Source organism: uncultured Microbacterium sp. (assembly GCF_945952435.1).
Lineage (GTDB): Bacteria > Actinomycetota > Actinomycetes > Actinomycetales > Microbacteriaceae > Microbacterium.
The window spans coordinates 58745-79158 of sequence record NZ_CAMFHZ010000016.1 but is presented as its reverse complement, the minus strand read 5'-3'; the positions used below and the strand labels follow the sequence as shown (position 1 = coordinate 79158).

22 protein-coding genes are annotated in these 20414 nt (G+C 71.3%); 11 read left to right on the top strand and 11 right to left on the bottom strand.

What is annotated here, in order from left to right:
* Positions 1-118: 118 nt before the first annotated feature.
* The 4 genes from Q0P88_RS10050 to Q0P88_RS10035 all read right to left on the bottom strand — a co-directional run bounded on the left by Q0P88_RS10050 (position 119) and on the right by Q0P88_RS10035 (position 4594).
* On the bottom strand, positions 119-556 hold the full coding sequence (locus tag Q0P88_RS10050) for a hypothetical protein (protein WP_295013684.1): 438 nt from the start codon (positions 554-556) through the stop codon (positions 119-121).
* Between the two features lie 239 nt (positions 557-795).
* Positions 796-1755: a hypothetical protein gene (locus Q0P88_RS10045; RefSeq protein ID WP_295013682.1), complete on the bottom strand. Its 960-nt coding sequence runs from the start codon at positions 1753-1755 to the stop codon at positions 796-798.
* A gap of 435 nt (positions 1756-2190) precedes the next feature.
* On the bottom strand, positions 2191-3306 hold the full coding sequence (locus Q0P88_RS10040; protein ID WP_295013680.1) for a beta-propeller fold lactonase family protein: 1116 nt from the start codon (positions 3304-3306) through the stop codon (positions 2191-2193).
* Between the two features lies 1 nt (position 3307).
* The gene (locus tag Q0P88_RS10035; RefSeq protein ID WP_295013678.1) at positions 3308-4594 is read right to left on the bottom strand and encodes an adenylosuccinate synthase; all 1287 of its coding nucleotides are present in this window, start codon (positions 4592-4594) and stop codon (positions 3308-3310) included.
* Positions 4595-4959: 365 nt separating this feature from the next.
* Here Q0P88_RS10035 and Q0P88_RS10030 point away from each other — a divergent pair, with 365 nt between their 5' ends.
* The 9 genes from Q0P88_RS10030 to Q0P88_RS09990 all read left to right on the top strand — a co-directional run bounded on the left by Q0P88_RS10030 (position 4960) and on the right by Q0P88_RS09990 (position 12843).
* Complete coding sequence (locus Q0P88_RS10030; RefSeq protein WP_295013676.1) at positions 4960-5346, top strand: DUF4190 domain-containing protein; 387 nt, start codon at positions 4960-4962, stop codon at positions 5344-5346.
* Positions 5347-5670: 324 nt separating this feature from the next.
* Positions 5671-6636, top strand: coding sequence for a MoxR family ATPase (locus tag Q0P88_RS10025; protein WP_295013707.1), 966 nt, complete (start codon positions 5671-5673; stop codon positions 6634-6636).
* Positions 6637-6660: 24 nt separating this feature from the next.
* A complete protein-coding gene (locus Q0P88_RS10020) occupies positions 6661-7659 on the top strand; it encodes a DUF58 domain-containing protein (RefSeq protein ID WP_295013674.1) in 999 nt (332 codons plus the stop codon).
* On the top strand, positions 7643-8128 hold the full coding sequence (locus Q0P88_RS10015) for a hypothetical protein (protein WP_295013672.1): 486 nt from the start codon (positions 7643-7645) through the stop codon (positions 8126-8128). The genes Q0P88_RS10020 and Q0P88_RS10015 overlap by 17 nt, the downstream gene beginning before the upstream one ends.
* Entirely contained in the window at positions 8119-9105 is a 987-nt protein-coding gene (locus tag Q0P88_RS10010; protein ID WP_295013670.1) for a VWA domain-containing protein, read from the top strand. Before Q0P88_RS10015 ends, Q0P88_RS10010 begins: the two co-directional genes overlap by 10 nt.
* Positions 9102-10127: a VWA domain-containing protein gene (locus Q0P88_RS10005; RefSeq protein ID WP_295013668.1), complete on the top strand. Its 1026-nt coding sequence runs from the start codon at positions 9102-9104 to the stop codon at positions 10125-10127. The genes Q0P88_RS10010 and Q0P88_RS10005 overlap by 4 nt, the downstream gene beginning before the upstream one ends.
* A complete protein-coding gene (locus Q0P88_RS10000; protein WP_295013666.1) occupies positions 10124-10930 on the top strand; it encodes a hypothetical protein in 807 nt (268 codons plus the stop codon). The genes Q0P88_RS10005 and Q0P88_RS10000 overlap by 4 nt, the downstream gene beginning before the upstream one ends.
* The gene (locus Q0P88_RS09995; RefSeq protein WP_295013664.1) at positions 10924-12066 is read left to right on the top strand and encodes a hypothetical protein; all 1143 of its coding nucleotides are present in this window, start codon (positions 10924-10926) and stop codon (positions 12064-12066) included. The genes Q0P88_RS10000 and Q0P88_RS09995 overlap by 7 nt, the downstream gene beginning before the upstream one ends.
* A 30-nt stretch (positions 12067-12096) precedes the next feature.
* Entirely contained in the window at positions 12097-12843 is a 747-nt protein-coding gene (locus tag Q0P88_RS09990) for a Pr6Pr family membrane protein (RefSeq protein WP_295013663.1), read from the top strand.
* A gap of 79 nt (positions 12844-12922) precedes the next feature.
* Here the strand turns inward: Q0P88_RS09990 and Q0P88_RS09985 are convergent, their stop codons facing one another.
* The 6 genes from Q0P88_RS09985 to Q0P88_RS09960 form a co-directional block, all read right to left on the bottom strand.
* On the bottom strand, positions 12923-13594 hold the full coding sequence (locus Q0P88_RS09985; RefSeq protein WP_295013661.1) for a response regulator transcription factor: 672 nt from the start codon (positions 13592-13594) through the stop codon (positions 12923-12925).
* Between the two features lie 81 nt (positions 13595-13675).
* Complete coding sequence (locus Q0P88_RS09980; protein ID WP_295013659.1) at positions 13676-14350, bottom strand: hypothetical protein; 675 nt, start codon at positions 14348-14350, stop codon at positions 13676-13678.
* Positions 14343-15821 carry a hypothetical protein gene (locus tag Q0P88_RS09975; protein WP_295013657.1) on the bottom strand — a complete coding sequence of 493 codons (1479 nt, stop codon included), beginning with the start codon at positions 15819-15821 and terminating at the stop codon, positions 14343-14345. The genes Q0P88_RS09980 and Q0P88_RS09975 overlap by 8 nt, the downstream gene beginning before the upstream one ends.
* Positions 15818-16126, bottom strand: a complete 309-nt coding sequence (locus Q0P88_RS09970; protein ID WP_295013655.1) for a hypothetical protein — start codon at positions 16124-16126, stop codon at positions 15818-15820. Before Q0P88_RS09970 ends, Q0P88_RS09975 begins: the two co-directional genes overlap by 4 nt.
* Positions 16123-16962 carry an ABC transporter ATP-binding protein gene (locus Q0P88_RS09965; protein ID WP_295013653.1) on the bottom strand — a complete coding sequence of 280 codons (840 nt, stop codon included), beginning with the start codon at positions 16960-16962 and terminating at the stop codon, positions 16123-16125. The genes Q0P88_RS09970 and Q0P88_RS09965 overlap by 4 nt, the downstream gene beginning before the upstream one ends.
* Before the next feature lie 25 nt (positions 16963-16987).
* Positions 16988-17248: a hypothetical protein gene (locus Q0P88_RS09960; protein ID WP_295013652.1), complete on the bottom strand. Its 261-nt coding sequence runs from the start codon at positions 17246-17248 to the stop codon at positions 16988-16990.
* A 225-nt stretch (positions 17249-17473) separates the two neighbouring features.
* On the opposite strand from Q0P88_RS09960, the gene argG reads away from it, so the two are divergent.
* Together argG and Q0P88_RS09950 are read left to right on the top strand one after the other, a co-directional pair.
* On the top strand, positions 17474-18916 hold the full coding sequence (gene argG, locus Q0P88_RS09955; RefSeq protein WP_295013650.1) for an argininosuccinate synthase: 1443 nt from the start codon (positions 17474-17476) through the stop codon (positions 18914-18916).
* Between the two features lie 150 nt (positions 18917-19066).
* A complete protein-coding gene (locus Q0P88_RS09950; protein WP_295013648.1) occupies positions 19067-19228 on the top strand; it encodes a hypothetical protein in 162 nt (53 codons plus the stop codon).
* 22 nt (positions 19229-19250) lie between these two features.
* Here the strand turns inward: Q0P88_RS09950 and Q0P88_RS09945 are convergent, their stop codons facing one another.
* Positions 19251-20291, bottom strand: a complete 1041-nt coding sequence (locus Q0P88_RS09945) for a serine hydrolase (RefSeq protein WP_295013646.1) — start codon at positions 20289-20291, stop codon at positions 19251-19253.
* Positions 20292-20414: the final 123 nt, after the last annotated feature.

Below are 20414 nucleotides of genomic sequence, written 5' to 3'. Positions count from 1 at the left end.
CCGCCACCAAGGCGCTGCGCCACGCGCCGAGTGTTGTTGTCGCGACGGCAGATGGACACACACCGTGGCCGGATCGCCCGTCGCGGCCGGAGTGTCGTGGTCTTGGAGTGGTGAGGGCCTACCCGGATGACCTGTTCTTGTTCTCGGTTGTGCGCGCGATTCGGCTGCCTATTGCGGCTACCCCGACCACGATGGCCGAACCGGCTGCGCTGAAGAAGATCCAGGAGTTGGTACCCCAGGTGGCGTCTGGATTGCTGGCGAGGACGAGGAGGGTTACGACTACGACGCCAGCAACGGCCGAGGCAAGGGCCCACCCGCCCGACCGTGAGGATATGAGCCCCGTGATCGCTGCGATCGCCGCAACGATCAAGCCCGCGAGAGTAGCGGTTGTGAGCGCCCAGCCGACCACGAGGACCGCCTGCTGGCGCTCGCCGCAGGTAACCAGTAACGGCGCGAACGTGTATGCGAACCCGTCAGTGCATCGGAGGTCTCTGAGCTTGAGAACCGCGAAGAGCGAGACGATAAGCGGGATGAGCACGCCAATGGTCAGTGCCACCCATCCGATGATGGGCGACACTGACCGGGGCGTTGACGCGGTGCTACTCAATTGACTCCGCAATTCCAAAACTGTGCCGAATCCTCTCCGAAGTTGCCTGAATACCGCCTACGGCATCGTCTTGCGTCGCAAGTTGCCGTCCTCGCTAGAACCGCTCAGCGCCGACGGAGCGGAGGGCGTCAGGGGACTCAGGGAACAGATCGTCGCAGAACTCGAAGCCAACGGAGAGAGCGACGCCGTCAGCGGCAGCCGGCGGCCTGTGCGATGAGCGACTCCGGCGGGGCGCCGTAGGCCTGCGTGCCGTTGCCCTCGTCGGTGAAGCCCATGCTGATCGCCCAGGCCGTGGCCCACGCCTCGACGGTCTTGCTGTCGGTCGTGTCGTACATGCCACGGCACTTCACGGTGATCGCATGCCCCACCTCGTGGGCGACGAGGGCCTTGCTGGAATCCCCCGGCCAGTCCTCGGCGACGGAGTTGGACAGGCGGATCGTCGAGTACTTCCCGTCATCGACCGGCCACACCGTCTCCCCGGAGAGGTAGCCGTTGGCGCCGCCGAGGTCGTTGACCAGGTCCGCCCATTCGAAGTCGAGCAGGACCCCGGGCGCGAGCCCCCGGGCGAAGTCCTCGATCTCCGCCCGCGCCCCCTGCAACGGCCCGGCCTCCGCCGCGAGCGTGGCCGCGTGACCGCTGCGCAGGGTCTGCACGGCGGTCTCGTACGTCCGCAGGGACTGGGCGGTATCTCCGTCGAAGTGCGAGGTCGCGGCGAGGCTCTCGGCGACGGAGCGCAATTCCAGGACCGCCGAGTTCGGAGCGGGACGGTTCGTCGACTCCAGATCCGCAGCGAGGGCGCCCGCCGCCGTGGCCGCCGCCGTGCCTGCGGCGTCGACCGCCTCGGTCGCCCGGCGCAACGCGGCGGACGATGCCTCGACGCTCTGAGTCGTCTTCTTCACGACCGGGAGGTCCTTCTCCAGCCGGGAGGAGACGCCGTACAGCTCCCAGAACCAGACCGGCTTGCGCCCGAGTTCCGGGAGCGGCCGCGAGACGAGCCGCGTGGCCGTCCGCGCGGCATCCTCCGTCTGATCCCGCGCCGTGCTCAACGCCGCGCGGGACGAGTCGCTCAAGAGCTGCGCATCCTTCATGCCGAGCGCGACATCGGCGGCGGCCACGGCGTCCTCGCCGACCGGGATCGCTCTCTGCACCCAGGCCGTCGCCTCCTTGGCCTTCCGTCGCGGAAGCGAGCGCGGCCCGGGCGCGGTCGTAGCCGAGGTTCGCGGTGAGCTGCAGCGTGCCCGCAATCGCGGCCAGCAGCAGGACCGCACCGATCGCGACCAGCGAGCGCGCCGCGCGGCGCCGGGGCCGGGGCCGGGGTAGGCGCGTGCGGGGACCGGTCGTGTCCGAGGAGACGCGGTCGTCGAGACGGTGCCCGCCGTCCAGGGGAGAGGCACGGCGTAAATCCGCTTCCCCGATCGCCTGCCCCGGCACGCCGCCGACGTCTCCGGATCCGCTCTCGTCCACCATGCCGCCCGCCTCCCCGTGTCGACGCCGCTGCGACGCTCTCGAACCGCCGATCGACGGTCCCGAGATCAGAGTAGGGGGCGCGGCCCCCCTCCCGTGCGTTCAGACCGGGACGGATGTCACCGCACGGCCAGCAGGTGCGTGGGCGACGGGGCCGGGGCGCGATGGCGGACGCGACCGGGGATCCCCGTCCGCTCGTCGAGGTCGAGCACCGAGATCTCGTCGGAACGCTGCCCCGCCACGAGCAGCTGCCCCTCGTGCACGAGGTGGTGCCGCGGCCAGACGACGCCCGTGTCGGCGATCGCGAGCGGCTCGACCCTCTCCCCGGACCCCCGCACGCGCAGCGCCGCGACCGTGTCGCTGCCGCGGATCCCGGCGTACAGCGTCTCCCCGTCCCGCGATCGGCTCAGCTCGGCGGGATAGTCGTGCCCGGGTGTCGCGATCGCCGAGACCGGGGTGCCGGCGATCAGCCCCCACCGGCCCTCCCTGTCGGCGGCGAGGGTGAACACCTCGCAGGAGTACTCGGTGACGACGTGCAGATGCCCGCTCGGGTGCATCACCAGGTGCCGGGGGCCGGATCCGCGCGGCAGCACCACCTCGTGGTCGAGCGTCAGGCCGGCCGCCGCCGGCCGCCAGATCCGCACCAGGTCGTAGCCGAGGTCGGTCGTCGCGATCCGCCCGTCCGGCAGAAACGCGGCGGCATGCGCGTGGGAGGCGCGCGGATCGCCGTTCGGGTCCAGCCGATTCGGATCCGCGGCGTAGGGATCCGACGCCTCCGCGCCGTCCGAGGTCCGGGCGTCGCCGGCGTCGCCGAACAGCGCCGCGCGCAGCTCCGCGGCCCTGTCGGGCGTCCCCGGCGCGAGCGCGCCGTCCGCGCCCAGAGCGATGCGCTGCACGCGTCCGTCGCCGTAGCTGCTGGCGACGAGGAAGCGTCCGTCCGGGGACACGGCGAGATGGCAGACCGCTGCCCCTGCGGCGCGCGGAGACCCCAGCGTCGTCAGCGCGCTCTCCCCCGACCGGGCGAACGCGGCGACCTCGCCCGATCCTTCGAGCGCCGCGTACACGACGTCGAGCGTCGGGTGCGCCGCGAGCCAGGAGGGGGACGGCGCGGGGACCACGGCTCCCCGATAGGCGAGCGTCGTGGGCGCGCGGCCCTCGTCGCCGGCCAGCAGACCGATGCCGTCGGCCGACCCGTCCCCATCCGGCCCGTAGCCCCCGACCCAGAACCGGGTCACGTCAGTCGACGAGGTCGTGCCGGACGATGACCTGGTCGCGCTCCGGGCCGACGCCGATGACCGAGATGCGCGTGCCGCTCATCCGCTCCAGCGCGAGCACGTAGTCCTGCGCGTTCTGCGGAAGATCCTCGAAGGTGCGCGCGGAGGAGATGTCCTCGCTCCAGCCGGGGAAGTACTCGAGGATCGGCTTCGCATGGTGGAAGTCGCTCTGGTTCACCGGCACCTCGTCGAAGCGCACGCCGTCCACGTCGTACGCGACGCAGACCGGGATCTGCTCGAGGCCGTCGAGGATGTCGAGCTTGGTGAGCACGAGGTCGGTGATGCCGTTCACGCGCGTGGCGTAGCGCGTGATCGGGGCGTCGTACCATCCGACCCGACGCGGACGGCCGGTCGTCGTGCCGAACTCGAAGCCCTGCTTGCGCAGCCATTCGCCCTGCTCGTCGAACAGCTCCGTCGGGAAGGGGCCGGATCCCACGCGCGTCGTGTACGCCTTGACGATGCCCACGATGCGGTCGAGGGATCCCGGCCCGACGCCGGATCCGGACGCGGCGCCCGCCGCCGTCGCGGTCGACGAGGTCACGAACGGGTAGGTGCCGTGGTCGATGTCGAGCATCGTGGCCTGGCCGCCCTCGAAGACGACGACCTCGCCGCGGTCGAGCGCCTCGGCGATGAGGTGCCCCGTGTCGGCGACCATCGGGCGCAGTCGCTCGGCGTAGGAGAGCAGCTCCTCGACGATCTCGTCGACGGTCACGGCGCGGCGGTTGAAGACCTTGACGAGCAGGTGGTTCTTCTGGTCGAGGGCGCCCTCGACCTTCTGGCGCAGGATGTTCTCGTCGAACAGATCCTGCACCCGGATCCCCACGCGGTTGATCTTGTCGGCGTACGCCGGGCCGATCCCCCTCCCCGTGGTGCCGATGTTGCGCTTGCCGAGGAAGCGCTCGGTGACCTTGTCGAGCGTGCGGTGGTACGGGGTGATGATGTGCGCGTTGGCGCTGACCTTCAGACGCGACACGTCGATGCCGCGGGCGCTCAGCGCCTCCAGCTCGTGGAAGAGCACCTCGAGGTCGATCACGACGCCGTTGCCGATCACCGGGGTGACGCCGGGGGAGAGGATCCCGGAGGGCAGCAGGTGCAGGGCGTACTTCTCGTCGCCCACCACGACGGTGTGGCCGGCGTTGTTGCCGCCGTTGAACTTGACCACCCAGTCGGTGCGCTCGCCGAGCAGGTCGGTGGCCTTGCCCTTGCCCTCGTCGCCCCACTGGACGCCGACGATCACGATTCCTGGCATGGGTATCCCCCTTGGGTGCGGCCGCAGCCGCCGCCTCGCTTTCGCCGGGTTTGCACCGGCCGATGAGCTGGCCCGATCGGGCGGGACCATCCTATCGGAGGGGTCCCCCGGCCCTGTCGGGCGGTTCCCCGGCGTTGCGGGCAGGCTGCGGGCGGGGGGCGGAAGGAGGTGGCGTGGTCCGCTGTCCGGATGACAGTTACCTGACCAAAGGAAGACCGGACCACGCCGCCGGACGCGCTCCCGGCTGAGTACGCGCGTCCACGGAAGAGACGCGCCCACCGCCGAAACATGACGGGAGTTCGCGATTGCGCTAGGAACGAGTTCAGAACGGTTTCCTCCGCCCATCGACCGCCAAGGGGACGACGATGACCACTCCACAGGATCACCCGACGGGCGTTCCGCCCCAGGGCGCTTCGCCGCAGCCCTATCCCGGCACGCCGCCGGCCGGCTACATCCCGCCGGGCTACGCGATGCCCGCACCGGTCGCGCCTCGGGGCCCGCAGGGGTTGAGCATCGCCTCCCTCGTCCTCGGCCTCTCCTCGATCCTGTTCGGCTTCACCTTCCTCGTGCCGATCGTCGGGCTGATCCTCGGCATCGTCGGCCTGCGCAGGGAGCCGGCCGGCCGGGGCATGGCGATCGCCGGGGTGATCCTGTCCGCCCTGGTGCTGCTGGTCTGGGCGGCCATCGTCGCCGTCCTGATCGCGACGGGCCTGCTCGCGACGACGATCGCGCTCACCTCCCACGCAGCCTGACCCCTGACGCGCGGTTCGATGGGCACTCCTGCCCATCGAACCGGCACCGCCCTGCGGTTACGCTGGCAGAGGCCGTGGACGGCGGCCGGGAAGCAGGAAGACGTGAGCCAGCCGAACGACGCAACCCCTCCCCTCCCCCCGGCTCCGCCCGCATACCGCCCGGGTTCCGTCGCACCGGCGCCCACGATCCCCCCTGCCGCACCGATCCCTCCCGCGCCGTCGGTGCGCGCGGAGCGCCCGTCGTCGGGTGAGAGCGACCCCGTGGCCGACGGTGCGCGCGCCTCGGCGCCGAGCGGCGCGAAGCCCGGCCCGACCGAGGCCGAGATGGCGCGCGCACAGCGGATCCTCGGCACCGTGTCCCAGGCCTACTCGGCGCGGATGGTCGGCCAGGAGCGGCTGCGCACGAGTCTCCTGCTCGCGCTCATGGCCGGGGGCCACATCCTCCTCGAATCGGTGCCAGGGCTCGCCAAGACCACCGCGGCGAGCACACTGGCCGACACCGTCAAGGCCGACTTCAAGCGGATCCAGTGCACCCCCGACCTGCTGCCGAGCGACATCACCGGCACGCAGATCTACGACGCGGCGAACGGATCCTTCCGCACCGTGCTCGGCCCCGTGCACGCGAACTTCGTGCTGCTCGACGAGATCAACCGCTCGAGCGCGAAGACGCAGTCGGCCATGCTCGAGGCGATGCAGGAGCGGCAGACCACGATCGGCGGCGAGGTGCACAAGGTGCCGCGGCCGTTCCTCGTGATCGCGACGCAGAACCCGATCGAGCAGGAGGGCACCTACGAGCTGCCCGAGGCGCAGATGGACCGCTTCCTACTGAAGGAGATCGTCGAGTACCCGAGCCCGGCCGACGAGCTGGAGGTGCTCGCGCGCATCGACTCCGGCGCGCTGGATCCGGATCGCCATGCCTCCACGACGGTCTCGCTCGCCGACGTCGAGGAGCTGCAGGACATCGCCTCCCGGGTCTACGTGGATCCGGCGGTCCGCACCTACATCGTGCAGCTCGTCTACGTCACCCGCAATCCGGTGCCCTACATCGGCGAGACCCTGGGCGGCTACATCAAGTACGGCGCGAGCCCTCGCGGCTCGATCGCCTTCCTGCAGGCCGCGCGGGCGCTCGCACTGCTGTCGGGCCGGTCGTACGTGATCCCGGAGGACGTGCGCAACCTCCGCCATCTCGTGCTGCGCCACCGCGTGCTGCTCACGTTCGAGGCCGAGGCGGAGGACGTGCGCAGCGAAGACGTGATCGACGCGGTCTTCGGCGCCGTCCCGACCCCCTGACGCCCGGACGGACACAGGACAGTCATGGCCAGCCTGCTGACGCCGGTGAAGGGGAAGCTCTTCATCGACTCGACGCGCACCTCGACGCACGCGCTCGACGGCGCGTACGCGTCGCTGCTGCGCGGGCACAGCCTCGACTTCGACGATCTGCGCGCGTACGAGTACGGCGACCGGATCCGCGACATCGACTGGAAGGCGACCGCGCGGCTCGGATCCCCCGTGGTCCGGCGCTCCCTCGCGACCCGCATGCACACCGTGCTGTTCGCCGTCGACACGGGCCTGTCGATGACCGCGCTCGCGCACGACGAAAGGCCCAAGAAGGAGCTCGCGATCCTCGCGGTCGGAGTGCTCGGATTGCTCGCCCTGCGCCACGGCGACGACTTCTGCCTGGTGGACGGGGATGCCGACGGCGTGCGCCGGCGCGAGATCGGCCGCAGCGAGGCCGCGCTCGAGCACGCCCTGCGCACGATCGACCGGGCGGTCGACGCCGCCTCCGCCCCGAGCGACCGGGACGCGCTGCTGTCGTACATCGCGCGCACGATCGCGCGGCGCATGATCGTGGTCGTCATCACCGACGACACCCCGATCGGCCCGGAGACCGAGCGTCTGCTGCGCCGGCTGCGGGTGCAGCACGACGTGCTCTGGATCGCGCTGCGCGACGCAGAGCCGGTGCTCGAAACGCGCCCCGCGCGCCGTTCCCCCGGGAGCGGAAGGACGCGCCGGACGGCGCCGAGCGCTCCCGTCGCCGACCCGACGGCGGGCGCGCGTCCGCCGGAGCCGGCTCCTCGACCGGGGAACCGCGCGCGACGCGACGTCGTCTCGCACTGGGCGATCCCGGAGTTCCTCCAGGGCGACGCCGAACTCGCCGCCGAGCTGCACGCGGCCGACGCCGCGGACGCCGCGCACACCGACGCCCTGCTGCGCCGCCTCGAGATCACGCGCGTCGAACTCGACGCCCAGGATGCCGCGGTCGCCGCGCTCCTGGCGATGCTGGACGCGAGGTCGCATGTCCGGCGCCGATGAGCTCTACCCGCCGGCGCAGTACGGGGCGCAGTGGATCCTGCTGGCGATCGGCGTGCTCCTGCTCGTCGCGGCCGCCGCGTGGCTCGTCGTGGCCCTCACCCGCCCGCGACGGTCGCTCGCTGCCGCGGGACACCCCTCCGCGCCGACGTTCGTCGACGTGGCCGCGGTGCTGCGCGAGGAGTACCTCGCGCAGATCGCCGGCATCGAGGACGACTACCGTTCCGGACACCGCGACGCCCGCCGCACCCATCTCGACCTCAGTCGCACCGTGCGCTCCTTCGTGAACGAGTACAGCGGCGTCGAGGCGCCCGTCCTCGCCCTCGACGACCTCGTCCGCCTCGGCGTGCGCCCCGCGCTCATCGAGGCGATCGGCCGCACCTACTATCCGAGCGTGTTCCGCCGTGGCACGCCGCTGGACCCCGCCGTCGGCATCGCCGCCGCCCGACAGGTGGTGACGACGTGGTACTAGCCGCCCCCTGGGTCCTGTACGTCGTGCTCGGCGCGCTGCTCGCCGCGCTCGCGACCGGCGTGCTGCTCGGCCTGCGTGCGCACAGGGCACGCAGGGACGCGCCCGGTGCACCGATCGCCCGCGCGGAGCGGATCCGTGCGCTTGGGTCGTTCCGCCGCGCCGTGCGCCGTCGCCAGGCGGCCCTCGCCGGCGTCGTGGCGCTGGGCGTGCTCGCCGTCGTCCTCGGCGGGGTGGTCGCCGCCCGCCCCATCGCGCAGAAGACGGTCCAGCCCGTCACCACCAACCGGGACATCATGCTCTGCCTCGACGTCTCCGGATCCATGACCGAGGTGGATAAGGAGATCGCGACGATCTTCGACCGTCTCGCCGACGGGTTCAAGGGCGAACGGATCGGGTTGACGATCTTCAACAGCTCGGCCGTGCAGGTGTTCCCGCTCACCGACGACTACCGGTTCGTGCAGGAGCGCCTGCGGAGTCTGATCAAGGGCTTCGACTACTCGACCGAGATCCCGGAACAGTGGGTCGGCACGATGAACGGGGTGGGCGCCTCCCTCATCGGCGACGGGCTCGCCTCCTGCGTCCTGCGCTTCGACCACACGGATCAGCAACGCGCGCGCTCGATCATCCTCGCCACCGACAACGAGCTCAACGGATCCCCGCTGGTCAGTCTCCCGGAGGCGGCGGACTACGCGGCGGCGAAGAAGATCCGCCTCTACACGATCAACCCGGTCGAGGGCATCGACGAGCCGAACAGCCAGACCCTCGCCGCCGCGGCGGCCACCACGGGCGGCAAGGCGTACGCGCTGCGCCAGACCACGACCGTGGGCGACATCGTCGCGGAGGTGCAGAAGCAGGAGGCGTCCCAGCTGAAGGGGCAGGCCGCGGTCATCTGGACCGACGTGCCCCAGCCGTGGATCGCCGCCTTGCTCGTGGTCGCGCTCGGATTCGTGCTGCTGCTGTGGAGGGTGCGCCTGTGATCCTCCAATCCGTGATCCCGCTGCTCCTGGCGATCCTGCTCGTGCTCCCGGTGCTGGGGGCCGCCGTATGGATGCTCGTGCGCGCGCTGCGTCGCGAGGACGCCGGCGGCGGCGTGACGATCTGGATCCTGCGGGTCGCGCTCGTCCTCGCCTGCGGAGTGCTGCTGCTGCGCCCCGGCATCCCGCACGGGCAGGTGCGCACGCTCGCCTCCGCGACCGACATCGTGCTCGCCGTGGACACGACGGCCAGCATGGTCGCCGAGGACGGGCCGGGAGGACGGCCGCGTCTCGACGAGGTCCGCGCCGATGTGCGCGACCTCGTCGCCGCCTACCCCGGCGCCCGCTTCGCGCTCATCACGTTCGACGCGAACCCGGTGCTGCGTCTTCCGCTCACGACCGACAGCGCCGCGCTCGTCTCCGCCGTCGACGTGCTGCAGCCGGAGGTGACCCGCCAGTCGAAGGGGAGCTCGATCGGGATCGCGCACACGCTCCTCGCGCAGACCCTGCAGAACGCGCAGAAGGCGTCGCCGGACAGGGCACGGCTCGTGTTCTACCTCGGCGACGGCGAGCAGACGGTGTCGACGGATCCGGAGTCGTTCTCCGACGCCAGGAAGTTCGTCTCCGGCGGCGGCGTGCTCGGCTACGGGACGACCCAGGGCGGGCGGATGCGCGAGACCACGGGCTCGCTCGACGGAGAAGGCGGCTACATCCGCTATCAGGGAGAGGACGCGCTGAGCCGCCTCGACGAGAAGAACCTCCGGGCGATCGCCGAGCAGCTCGGAGTCCGGTACACGCACCGCAGCGCGCCGCTCACGGCTGCCGAGCGGAAGGTCGTCTTCCCTCCCGCCCCGAGCTCGACCGCGGCCTACCGCGAGAACGATCCGCTCAGCCAGCCGACCGACCTGAGCGGTTTCGTCGCCCTCGCGATCGTCGCGCTCCTCTGCATCGAGCTCGGCCGGGCCGCCGCGCTCATCGTGCGCATGCGCGGCCTCGCCGTGCGGGAGAAGGGAGGCGCCGCATGACCGTCCTCACCCCGGATCCGGCCGTCGCGGATTTGGAGCCGAGCGATGCGCAGGCCGCGCACGCGCTGCTCGCCGCCAACCGTCGACGGCGTCTCGCGCGGCGCTGGATCGGCGTGGCGTCGATTCCGCTCCTCCTCGCCGCCGCCCTCTTCTTCGGCAAGGTCGTCAGCCTCTACGCGTTCGCGCATCAGTCGATCACCGCGTACCTCGCCGGGGACCTGAGCGGATCCGTCGCCGCGGCCCAGGGTCTGGATCCCGCGAACTGGTTCGAGCCATACAAGGCGCCCTACGACCAGGGCGTGGGTCTTACCGAGGCGGGGAAGCTGGCCGCGGGCGAGAAGAAGTTCCGTGCGTCGCTCGCGCTCGCGCACGGCCTGGAGCAGTGCGCGGTGCGGTTCAACCTGGCGCTGACCCTCGAACGCGAGGGGGACGCGGCGGCCGACGTGCAGGATCACACGACGGCGGTCGCGTTCTACGCCGAGGCGCTCGAAGTGACCGCGGATCGGCCGAAGGACTGCGACAGCGCGCAGGCCCAGGAGCAATCGCCCGATCCGCAGCGCGACATGGCGCAGGCGAACGAGGACCAGCAGGACCGCCTGAAGCAGAAGCAGGAGGAGCAGCAGGACCAGCAGCGGAACCCGCAACAGGACCCGCAGCAGCCGACGCAGCAGAACCCTCCCTCGAGTCCCGACCCGCAGAAGCTCGACGACCTGCAGAAGAAGCTGAAGCAGGGCGAGCAGGAGCGCCAGCAGAACCAGAACGGGGACGGGAACGGCGGCGGAGGAGCGGACAAGCCATGGTAGAGCCCAGCGATCCGCCGCGGTATGTCAGCGACTCCGCGGGCGCTCCTCCGGTTCCCCCGCCGGGCGGCTACCGCGGCGCCCGGCGCCTTCTCGCTCCCTCCGTCTCCCCCGCCGTCGGCGCGGTGAACGGAAGCGCCGGCGGCGACGGTCGAGACCGGACGGGTTCTTCCGCGGAGGACCCGCCGCCGCGTTCGGCGAGCCGGCGCCCGCGATCCTCCCTGGGATGGATCGCCCTCGCCGCCGCGATCCTGTTCGCTCTGGTCGGCGTCGTGCTGGCGGCGATGGGCGCGACCGACGCGTTCTTCAGCACGACCATGCTCGTCCTCCAGCTCGTCGTGCTGGGCCTCGTGGTCGCCGCGCTCGTCACCCGTCCGGGGCGCCGGCTCGGTGCGGCGGCCCTCACCGTCGCGCTCGTCCTCAACGGGGGCACGCTCGGGGCCGTGAGCGCCGTGCGCACCGCGGCGACCGGGTCCTATGCGGGGCACAAGACGGCGAAGCAGAAGCTCTGGGAGTCGTATCCGGGGATCAAGGACAAGGATCCCCAGATCTTCCTCGACCAGCAGTCCCTCGAGGAGCTGCAGACGCTCGCGGACGAGACGATGGGGGACGTGCGCGCCCGCCTCACGGCGCAGTACGGTCTGACCTGGGTGAAGACGTCGGATGCGCAGGAGCGGCCGGAGCGCAACGGCTACGGCGGGGAGTCGATGCTCGTGCGCTACAGCTCGCCCGTGTGGGCCACGACGCAGCCCGTCTCCGGCTATGCGCACAAGCTCGAGGTCATGCGCACGGTCGAAGAGGTGATCGGCGAGCACGGGTGGCGGGGCATGATCGCGTTCAACGACCCGGCGAGCGGCGTCGATCCGAGCGTCATCCCGAAGATGTACGGGGGCGCGACGCCGCAGGAACAGGTGAGCTGGGAGTGGTTCAGCGACGATCGCCCCGATCCGGGGTGGTTCTACGCCGACATCACGGATCTCGCGAACGACACGACGGGACAGTACCGGGCTTCGCGGGAGCACACCGCCCAGCGCACCGGCGAACCGCTCGAAGGTCTGCAGCTCGCGGTCGTCGGCCGGTACATGCTCAGTGCGGCGAAGGCGGACGACTTCCGCACAGCACTCGCGAAGTTCCCGTGATCTCGTCCTGATCCCCACTATCTTCGAGGCATGCAAAGGCGTGCTGACCGGGTGGGGATCGTGCCGTGGTCGATCGTGCGGCTCGTCGGCGCCGTGCTCATCGTGGCCGCGATCGTCGCGCAGCTGAGCGTGACGCTCGGCATCGCCCTCGCCTCCTCCACCCCGTACGGCTCGCATGTGCCGACCGTGCTGGCCAACTTCTTCAGCTTCTTCACGATCGAGTCGAACGTGCTCGCGGTGATCGCACTGATCCTGGGAGGGGTCTGGGGCCTGCGGATCGCACGGGCCGCGGCCGATCCCGGACGCGCGACAGACGCGCGGGAGCCGCGGGGCCTTGCCGTCCTGTTCGCCTGCACGGCGACGTACATGATCGTCACCGGCGTGGTCTACAACCTGCTGCTGCGGGGGATCCCGCTGCCGCAGGGGTCCACCGTCCCGTGGTCGAACGAGGTGCTGCACGTCGTCGGGCCGCTGCTGCTCGTCGCGGACGTGCTGCTCGCCCCGCGGCGGCGACGTCTGGGCTGGGGCGTGCTGGGAATCATCGCCGCCTTCCCGGTGGTCTGGGCGGTCTACACGCTCCTCCGCGCACCCTTGGTGATCTCCCCCGCGACGGGCGAGCGGGGCTGGTACCCCTATCCGTTCCTCAACCCGGCGAACTTCGACCACGCCCTTCTCGGCGGCTATGCGGGCGTCGCCGGCTACATCCTCGGCATCGCCGTCGCGATCCTCGCGATCGGCGCCGGGGTGCTTGCCGTCTCTCGCGCCCGCGGGCGCTGAGCCCCGGGGTCGGATCGCGGAAGCCGCGACCCGTATGGACGGAGCCGTCCCGTTCTCCGCGACAGGACGCGCCTTCCGGCTACGGGTTGCGGTCGAGGGCGTGCAGCACGACCTGAAGCCGATCACGCACCTGCCATTTGGTCATGACCCGGCCGAGATGGGCCTTCACCGTCGCCTCCGAGAGGTGGAGTTCCCGAGCGATCTCGCGATTCGTCATCCCTCGCGTGAGCAGCTCCACGATCTCGCTCTCGCGGGAGGCCAGCGGTTCCCACCGGCGCGTGTCGGCCTCCCGCCGAGTGCAGCGGACGACATGGTCCACGAGCCGGCGAAGCATGCGTCGCGAGACGAAGACGTTGTCCGCTGCCGCCTCCGCCACGGCGCGCACCAGTTCCTCCGGATCCGCGTCCCGTCCGACGATGCCGTGCACCCCCAGCTCCAGCAGCGCGCGGATGCCGTCGAAAGGCCCGACGGGCGCGACGACGATCACGCGCGCCCGCGTGTTCGCCGCGACCAGCTCGGCGCGCAGGGCGGGATCGGGCGCCTCCGTTTGTGCGAGATCGACGACGATCACAGACCGGCCCTCGTCCCGGTCCGCCTGTTCTGCGCAGCGCGCCGCCGCCGCCGCGATCGTCGGCGCCTGTTCGACGGATGGGCCGAACTCGCCGGAAAGCACGGTCGACAGCGCCGATGCCATCAGTGCGTCCGCAGAGACGACGAAGACCGTCGACGGATGTTCCCAGATCGCGTCCATAAATGAACCCCTGACCCAGCCTACAGTACAGCTCTCTGTACCCTTCGCGATAGACGGCAACCTGTGGATAACTCCGCGGACTCAGCGGCCGCGCGCGATCTCCCGCAGCGTCGCGCCGTCGCCGAACGGCGCCGCGAGCCCCACGACATGACCGATCGCAACGAGGGTGCCGAGCAGCACCGCAGACGGGGCAGCGGGGTAGAACGGCCAGCACAGCAGAGCCACAAAGAGCGGCGCGGCGGATCCGGCGACGACGACGCCGACGTCCGCAGCCGGGCGACCCGCCAGTCGCAGCACCCGGCAGGTCGCCCCGCGCACGATCATCACGGCGGGTGCTTCGCGCCCCATCAGGATCCGGTACAGCAGGACAAGACCGAGCTCGTGCACGAGGATCGAGCTCAGCAGGAGGAGGCCGATCGTTCCGAGCGCGACGAGGGCGAGCGATCCCAGTCCCGATCCGGCCGCCACGACCGCGCCGCACACGACGAGCAGGAGCGCCATGCCCGACCCGAAGTGGCACAGGCAGGCAAGGGAGGCCCGGCCGATGCCGTGGGGAAGGGATCGCGCGCCCGTGGTGAACCACGGCGGCAGCGACCAGGATCTCCGCCCGAGCCTCAGCATGAGCACCTCGCTGCAGAGACCGTTCTCGACCGCCTCCGGCCTCTCGCGCCCGACCCGCAGCCCCAGTTCCGGGCACTCCAAGACGTCCGCCGTCTCGCGCACCCCCGCCCGCACGACGCGGCGGATCTCATACACGGACGGGTTCCACAAACCGCTGGCGAGAGGCCACCAGGACGTAGAGACCGGAGAACACCGTGACCGCCGCGAGAAGGAGTGCCCGGTCCGTGCCGGGTGCGGTCACCGCCGCAATCCACCCTGCGACCAGCGTCGTCGACATGTAGACGAGCGCGAGCAGGAGGCCCGCCGCGGTCGCCGAGAGGGGCTGCTCCTCGCTATACGGCACGATCGCCCCGCAGAGGAGCGCGGCGGTGAGCCCCAGAAGGCAGCGGACGGCGATGTCGGGCACCTGTGCCGACGGGACGAGCCCGCCGATGGTCACCGCGACGAGCGCCGGCGCACCGAGCGCGGCCCCGAGGATGGCCGCGGCGAGCGCCTGCGGCCACAACAGCGGTGCGTGTTCGCCCGCGGCCAGTCGTGTCACCCACCGCGAGCGGATCGTTCGTCCCACCGCGTGCAGGGCCAGCAGGAAGGGAAGCACGGGGAGCGAGCCGGCGAGCGTCGGCACGATGAGCGCCGCGCCCGGCACGGCGTGGGCCAGCACCCACACCGCGGCGATGCCGGCCGGGAGCAGGAGCACCGTGACCACGAACGCGGGCGTGCGTGCGCCGATGAGGATCTCGGCCCAGAACTGTCCCCACCAGGCCGTCCGCCGCGGAGGTCGGGTCCCCGTGAGCAGACGGATCGCCGCTCTCGGTGCACCGGGGACGTGGTGCCGCGAGACCAGCCACAGCAGGGCGAGCGCGGCGACGACCCAGAACGCCGACGCCGCACAGGACCACACTTGCGGAACGGCGGCCGCGCGGGCGAACACCCGCGGAGGCAGGATCTCCCACAGCCCGGCGGCGTCGGACGCCGTGGGCCGTACGGCGAGGATGTCCCGAGTGGTCAGGGCGAGCACCCCGGCGAGGGAGAGCACCCCGGCGAAGGCCGACGCGTACGGACCGGGCACGCGCAGCAGGGCGATCGCCGCGGCGTGGAGCGCCGTGAACGCGGCGATCGCGGCCCAGAGGAAGCAGACCAGCAGGAGGACGTAGCAGGTGAGTCCGCGCAGGACGTCACCCCGCCCCGGAGCGGTCTTCAGGATGACGACCACCGCGGTGCTCGTCAGGGCCGCGCTGTAGACGAAGCCTGCACCCATCACCGGAGCGAGTTGACCCAGGCGCGCTCGCGCGCGGCTGACCGGGAGCAGGTCGAGCAGGTTCTGCAGCGCCGTGCGCGGCGGCGCGGAGAGGCACAGCACGACGGCGATGAGCCCCGCCGTCATGCCCGCGGCGGCGAACGACGTGCGCACGAGGGAGAGGCGCAGCTCCGAGGAGATCTCCGCCCGCAACTGCGCCCCCGCCACCAGTGCCAGCCCCACACCGAACAACAGCAGCAGCACGAAGGACACGATCGCCCCGAGCGCGACGATCCTCGTCCGCGTGCCGAGGACCCGCGCGACGTCCCGGATCCACAGTGTGAGAGCGATCCGCGCGACCGCTCTCATCCCGGGGCCTCCGAGCGCGACGCCGCCGCGCGACGGGCGCGCCCTCCCGCCAGCACTGCGATCAGGACGTACACCCCGGCCACCCCCAGTGCCGCGACGCCCATCCCGAGCGGGTACGGCACGAAGTTCAACGCCGTCGCGCCGTTCTCCGTCGCGCGCCAGATCCGGATCACGCCGGGGATCACCACGTCGCCGTCCGTATTGAAGGACGTCACCAGCGCGGCGGCTACGGCGAGGAACACGACGCAGACCCCGAGCGCGAGCCCCGCGAAGCAGTGCAGGAGGATCCTGAGTCCAGCGGTCATGGGCCGCCCCTTTCGATTCGGGTGGTACGGACGGGTTCCCCCGCGCTCGCGGGGTCCTCCGCCGCGAGGGGCCGGCGGAAGATCCCCACGAGGCGGTCGGCGCGCGCGTCCGCGTCGTCGATGCGTCCCGTCACCTGCAGGAACACGTCTTCGAGCGTCGCAGAGGAGCCGACGTCTGCGATGAGCCGGGCGGGCGCCCCAGACGCCACGACGGAGCCGTGGTCGAGCACGGTCACCTCGTCGCAGTCCCGCTCCGCCCGCAGCATGTCGTGGGTCGCGACGAGCACACCGCGCCCTCCGCGCGCATAGGCGAGCAGCAGGCGCCGCACGCCCCGGGCGGCGTCCGGATCGAGACCGCGGAACGGCTCGTCGAGCACGAGCAGACCCGGCTCGTGCATGACCGCCGCCACGAGCTGCAGCTTGCGCTGCATCCCGTGGGAGTACTCCGCGACCGATCCGTCGAGATCGTCCGAGATTCCCAGCATCTCGGCGAGCTCGCCCGCGCGACCGGCGTCGTTCCTTCCGCGGAGCGCATCGTGGAAGCGGAGGAGCTCCCAGCCGGTGAGCGAACCGGGGAGGGGCAGGTCATCGGGTGCGAACCCGACCCCTCTCCGACTGGCCTTGTCCTGGACGTCGACGCCCAGGACATGGACATCGCCCCGGTCGGGGCGGATCAGACCGGTCACGATGTGCAACGCGGTGGTCTTGCCGGAACCGTTCGGGCCGAGGAGGCCGTGCACGCACCCCGGACGCACCTCGATCGACACGTCGTCGAGGACCGTGCGCGGGCCGTAGCGCTTGGTGAGTGCGCGCGCACTCAGCACAGTCTCCGACATCGTCGCTCCCCCCCCCGTCCCACGCCTATGCGGCGCAATAGACCTTCCAGGTGCCGCCCGACGACCACGACGGCATGTCGAGCGCCGGCCAGCCGCCCTGGTTGCGGCAGTAGATGAACCACGCCGCCATGAGCCCCAGCGCGATGACGACGGCGATCGCGATGACGATGATCCAGACGAAGCTGTCGCGGCGCACGGACAGCAGCCGTCGGATCCGCTCCTCTCCCGCCTCCATCGCTCCGGCGATGCCGTACTGCAGTGCCGTTGTCGCTTCGATCACAGACATGCGATCCTCCTTTCGTTTCCGAGCCCACTGATGGGCTGTGTCTGCAGCGTAGGGAGCGGGCGACGGCCGCCGCGTCGTCCATTCGTCCCGACTCGTCGAGACTTTGGTGGCCTCCCCTCCGCCATTTGGATAGGTCTCCCGTGCGCCCGGGGGCTCGACGCCCGGCCGCTCGAGGCAGTCGTCACCGGAATCGGGTCGCCCCGTGCCGACAACTAGAATCGAGGCATGTCCAAGGTCCTCCAGTCCCTCCCCGTCGGCGAGCGCGTCGGCATCGCCTTCTCCGGGGGTCTCGACACCTCCGTCGCCGTCGCCTGGATGCGCGACAAGGGCGCGGTGCCCTTCACCTACACGGGCGACCTCGGGCAGTACGACGAGGACGACATCGCGTCCATCCCCGGGCGTGCGCTGGAGTACGGCGCGGAGGCCTCCCGCCTGATCGACTGCAAGACGGCCCTGGTCGAGGAGGGCTTCGTCGCCCTCAGCTGCGGCGCGTTCCACATCCGCTCCGGCGGGAAGACCTACTTCAACACCACCCCACTGGGGCGCGCCGTCACCGGCACCCTCCTCGTGCGCGCCATGAAGGAGGACGGCGTCGACATCTGGGGCGACGGCTCCACCTACAAGGGCAACGACATCGAGCGGTTCTACCGCTACGGCCTCCTGGCCAACCCCCGGCTGCGCATCTACAAGCCGTGGCTCGACGCCGACTTCGTCACCGAGCTCGGCGGGCGCCAGGAGATGAGCGAGTGGCTCGTCGCACACGGCTTCCCGTACCGCGACTCCGCCGAGAAGGCCTACTCGACCGACGCCAACATCTGGGGCGCCACGCACGAGGCGAAGACCCTCGAGCACCTCGACGTCTCGCTCGAGACCGTCGACCCGATCATGGGCGTGAAGTTCTGGGACCCCTCCGTCGCGATCGACACCGAGGATGTCACGGTCACGTTCGAGGCCGGCCGCCCGGTCGCGATCAACGGCGTCGAGTACACGGATCCGGTAGCCCTCGTCATGGAGGCGAACGCGATCGGCGGACGCCACGGGCTGGGCATGAGCGACCAGATCGAGAACCGCATCATCGAGGCGAAGTCGCGCGGCATCTACGAGGCCCCGGCGATGGCCCTGCTGTTCATCGCCTACGAGCGCCTGGTCAACGGCATCCTCAACGAGGACACCCTCGCCACCTACCACGAGCAGGGACGCCGCCTGGGCCGCCTCATGTACGAAGGCCGCTGGCTCGAGCCCCAGTCGCTCATGCTGCGCGAGTCAATCCAGCGCTGGGTCGGTTCCACGATCTCGGGGACGGTCACCATCCGCCTGCGCCGCGGCGACGACTGGACGATCCTCGACACCGTCTCCCCCAACCTCTCCTACGGGCCCGAGAAGCTGTCGATGGAGCGCGTCGGCGACGCCGCCTTCGGACCCGTCGACCGGATCGGTCAGCTCACGATGCGCAACCTCGACATCGCCGACTCGCGCGCCCGCCTGGAGCAGTACGCAGGCCTGGGTCTCGTCGGCGGCGCGACGGGGGAGCTCGTCGGTCGTGTGACGGCCGGGGAGGCGAACGAGATCGCGGGCTCCGTCGAGGAGCCGACCGCCGTCCAGGAGCGTCTCGCCGACGCCGTGGACGTCGCGAGCGAGGGCGCCGCGTTCGACAGCGGCACCGACTGAGCCGAACGGGGATCCGGATACCCGCTGATCGACCCTCCCCCCGGGGCTCGCACCTGGGTGGCCGCGCACGGGGGGCGCCCGCCACCGCGTACACGACGGCCCGGCAGGCCAACATCGCGCTCGTCCACCCGTGACCGGCTCGTCACAGGGATGAACGGCCGGACCCGACGCCTCGCCTACGGCCGCTGCCTCGACCGCGCGCAGCGTGACCTCGCACGCGCCGAGGGCATCAGTCAGTCCGCGGTCTCCCAGGCGCTCAGCGCCTCCGGCGCGGGCGCCGTCGTCGAGGCGTTCCGGCTCCTCGACGCCTGAGTGCCCCCGGGCGATGCGGCGCTCAGGCGACGGCGTCCGCGAGCCTCGCCACCGCCTCGGAGAACCGTCTCCGGAACGGTCCGAGGTCGACGCCCGCACGGCGCGGATGGACGCGGTTCGTGAGGAGCGTGACGGCGACCTGATGCTCCGGTTGCACCCAGAACATCGTGCCGGTGAAGCCCGTGTGGCCGATCGCCGAGACGTCGCCGAGGAACCCCGGATCCGAGATCCGCAGTCCGAACGAGTGCGCGAAAGGACCCGGGACGTTCGGGGAGGGCGCCGGCGTCGTCGCGAGCCGCCAGCCTCGCGCACCCAGAAGCCGATCGTCGAGAAAGCTCTCGGCGAACGCGAGCGCCTCGTCGATGGGGGCGAAGATCCCCGCGTTGCCGACGCGACCGCCCAGCGCCCAGGCGAGTTCGTCGTGCACCGATCCCTGGACCATGCCGCGCCCGGCATACGTCTCGTCCTCCGTCGCGACCGCCTCTCCGGAATCGACCGGACCGTATCCCGTGCGCGTGAGTCCGAGGGGTTCGGTCACGAGAGTGCGCACGAGCTCGGGCAGCGGCCGACCGGTAAGGGTCTCGGCGACCGCCCCGGCCGCGATGAACCCGACGCACGAATAGCGGAACAGCGCCCCGGGGGCGCTCTCCAGCCGCGTCCTCCTGACCCGGTCCCGCAGCTCCTCGGCGCCGAGGCTCCTGTCCTTCCAGAGCAGCTGCTTGGCGGGGAAGCCGGCCGCGTGGGTGAGGAGGTGTCGCAGCGTGATGCGCGCATGGTCGGGACCGGATCCCACGGGAAGGATCTCGGCGACCGGTGCCTCCGGATCGATCAGCCCATCGTCCACGAGACGCAGGATCGCCGCGGACGTATAGGCCTTCGACATCGAGGCGAGATCGAAGAGGCTGCTCGTCGTCGTGGGCGTCGGGTCGTCGAGCCCGTGACGACCGACGACGGCGAGCGCACGTTCTCCGCGAATGCGAATGCCGGCGGCGCCCGCCGTGAACAACCCCTCCCGCGCCCCAGCGGAGAGCAGATCGGACAGGGCGCGCGCGAGCACGGTCACCAGAGGTTCCCCGACGCCGGAGGGGTCAGGGGGCGTCGCGCGGAAGGGGACAGGGCCATCCGACGACTCTACGAGACACGGCGCGGCGGCGTTCCGGGACCGACGCATAACTTGCACACCAAT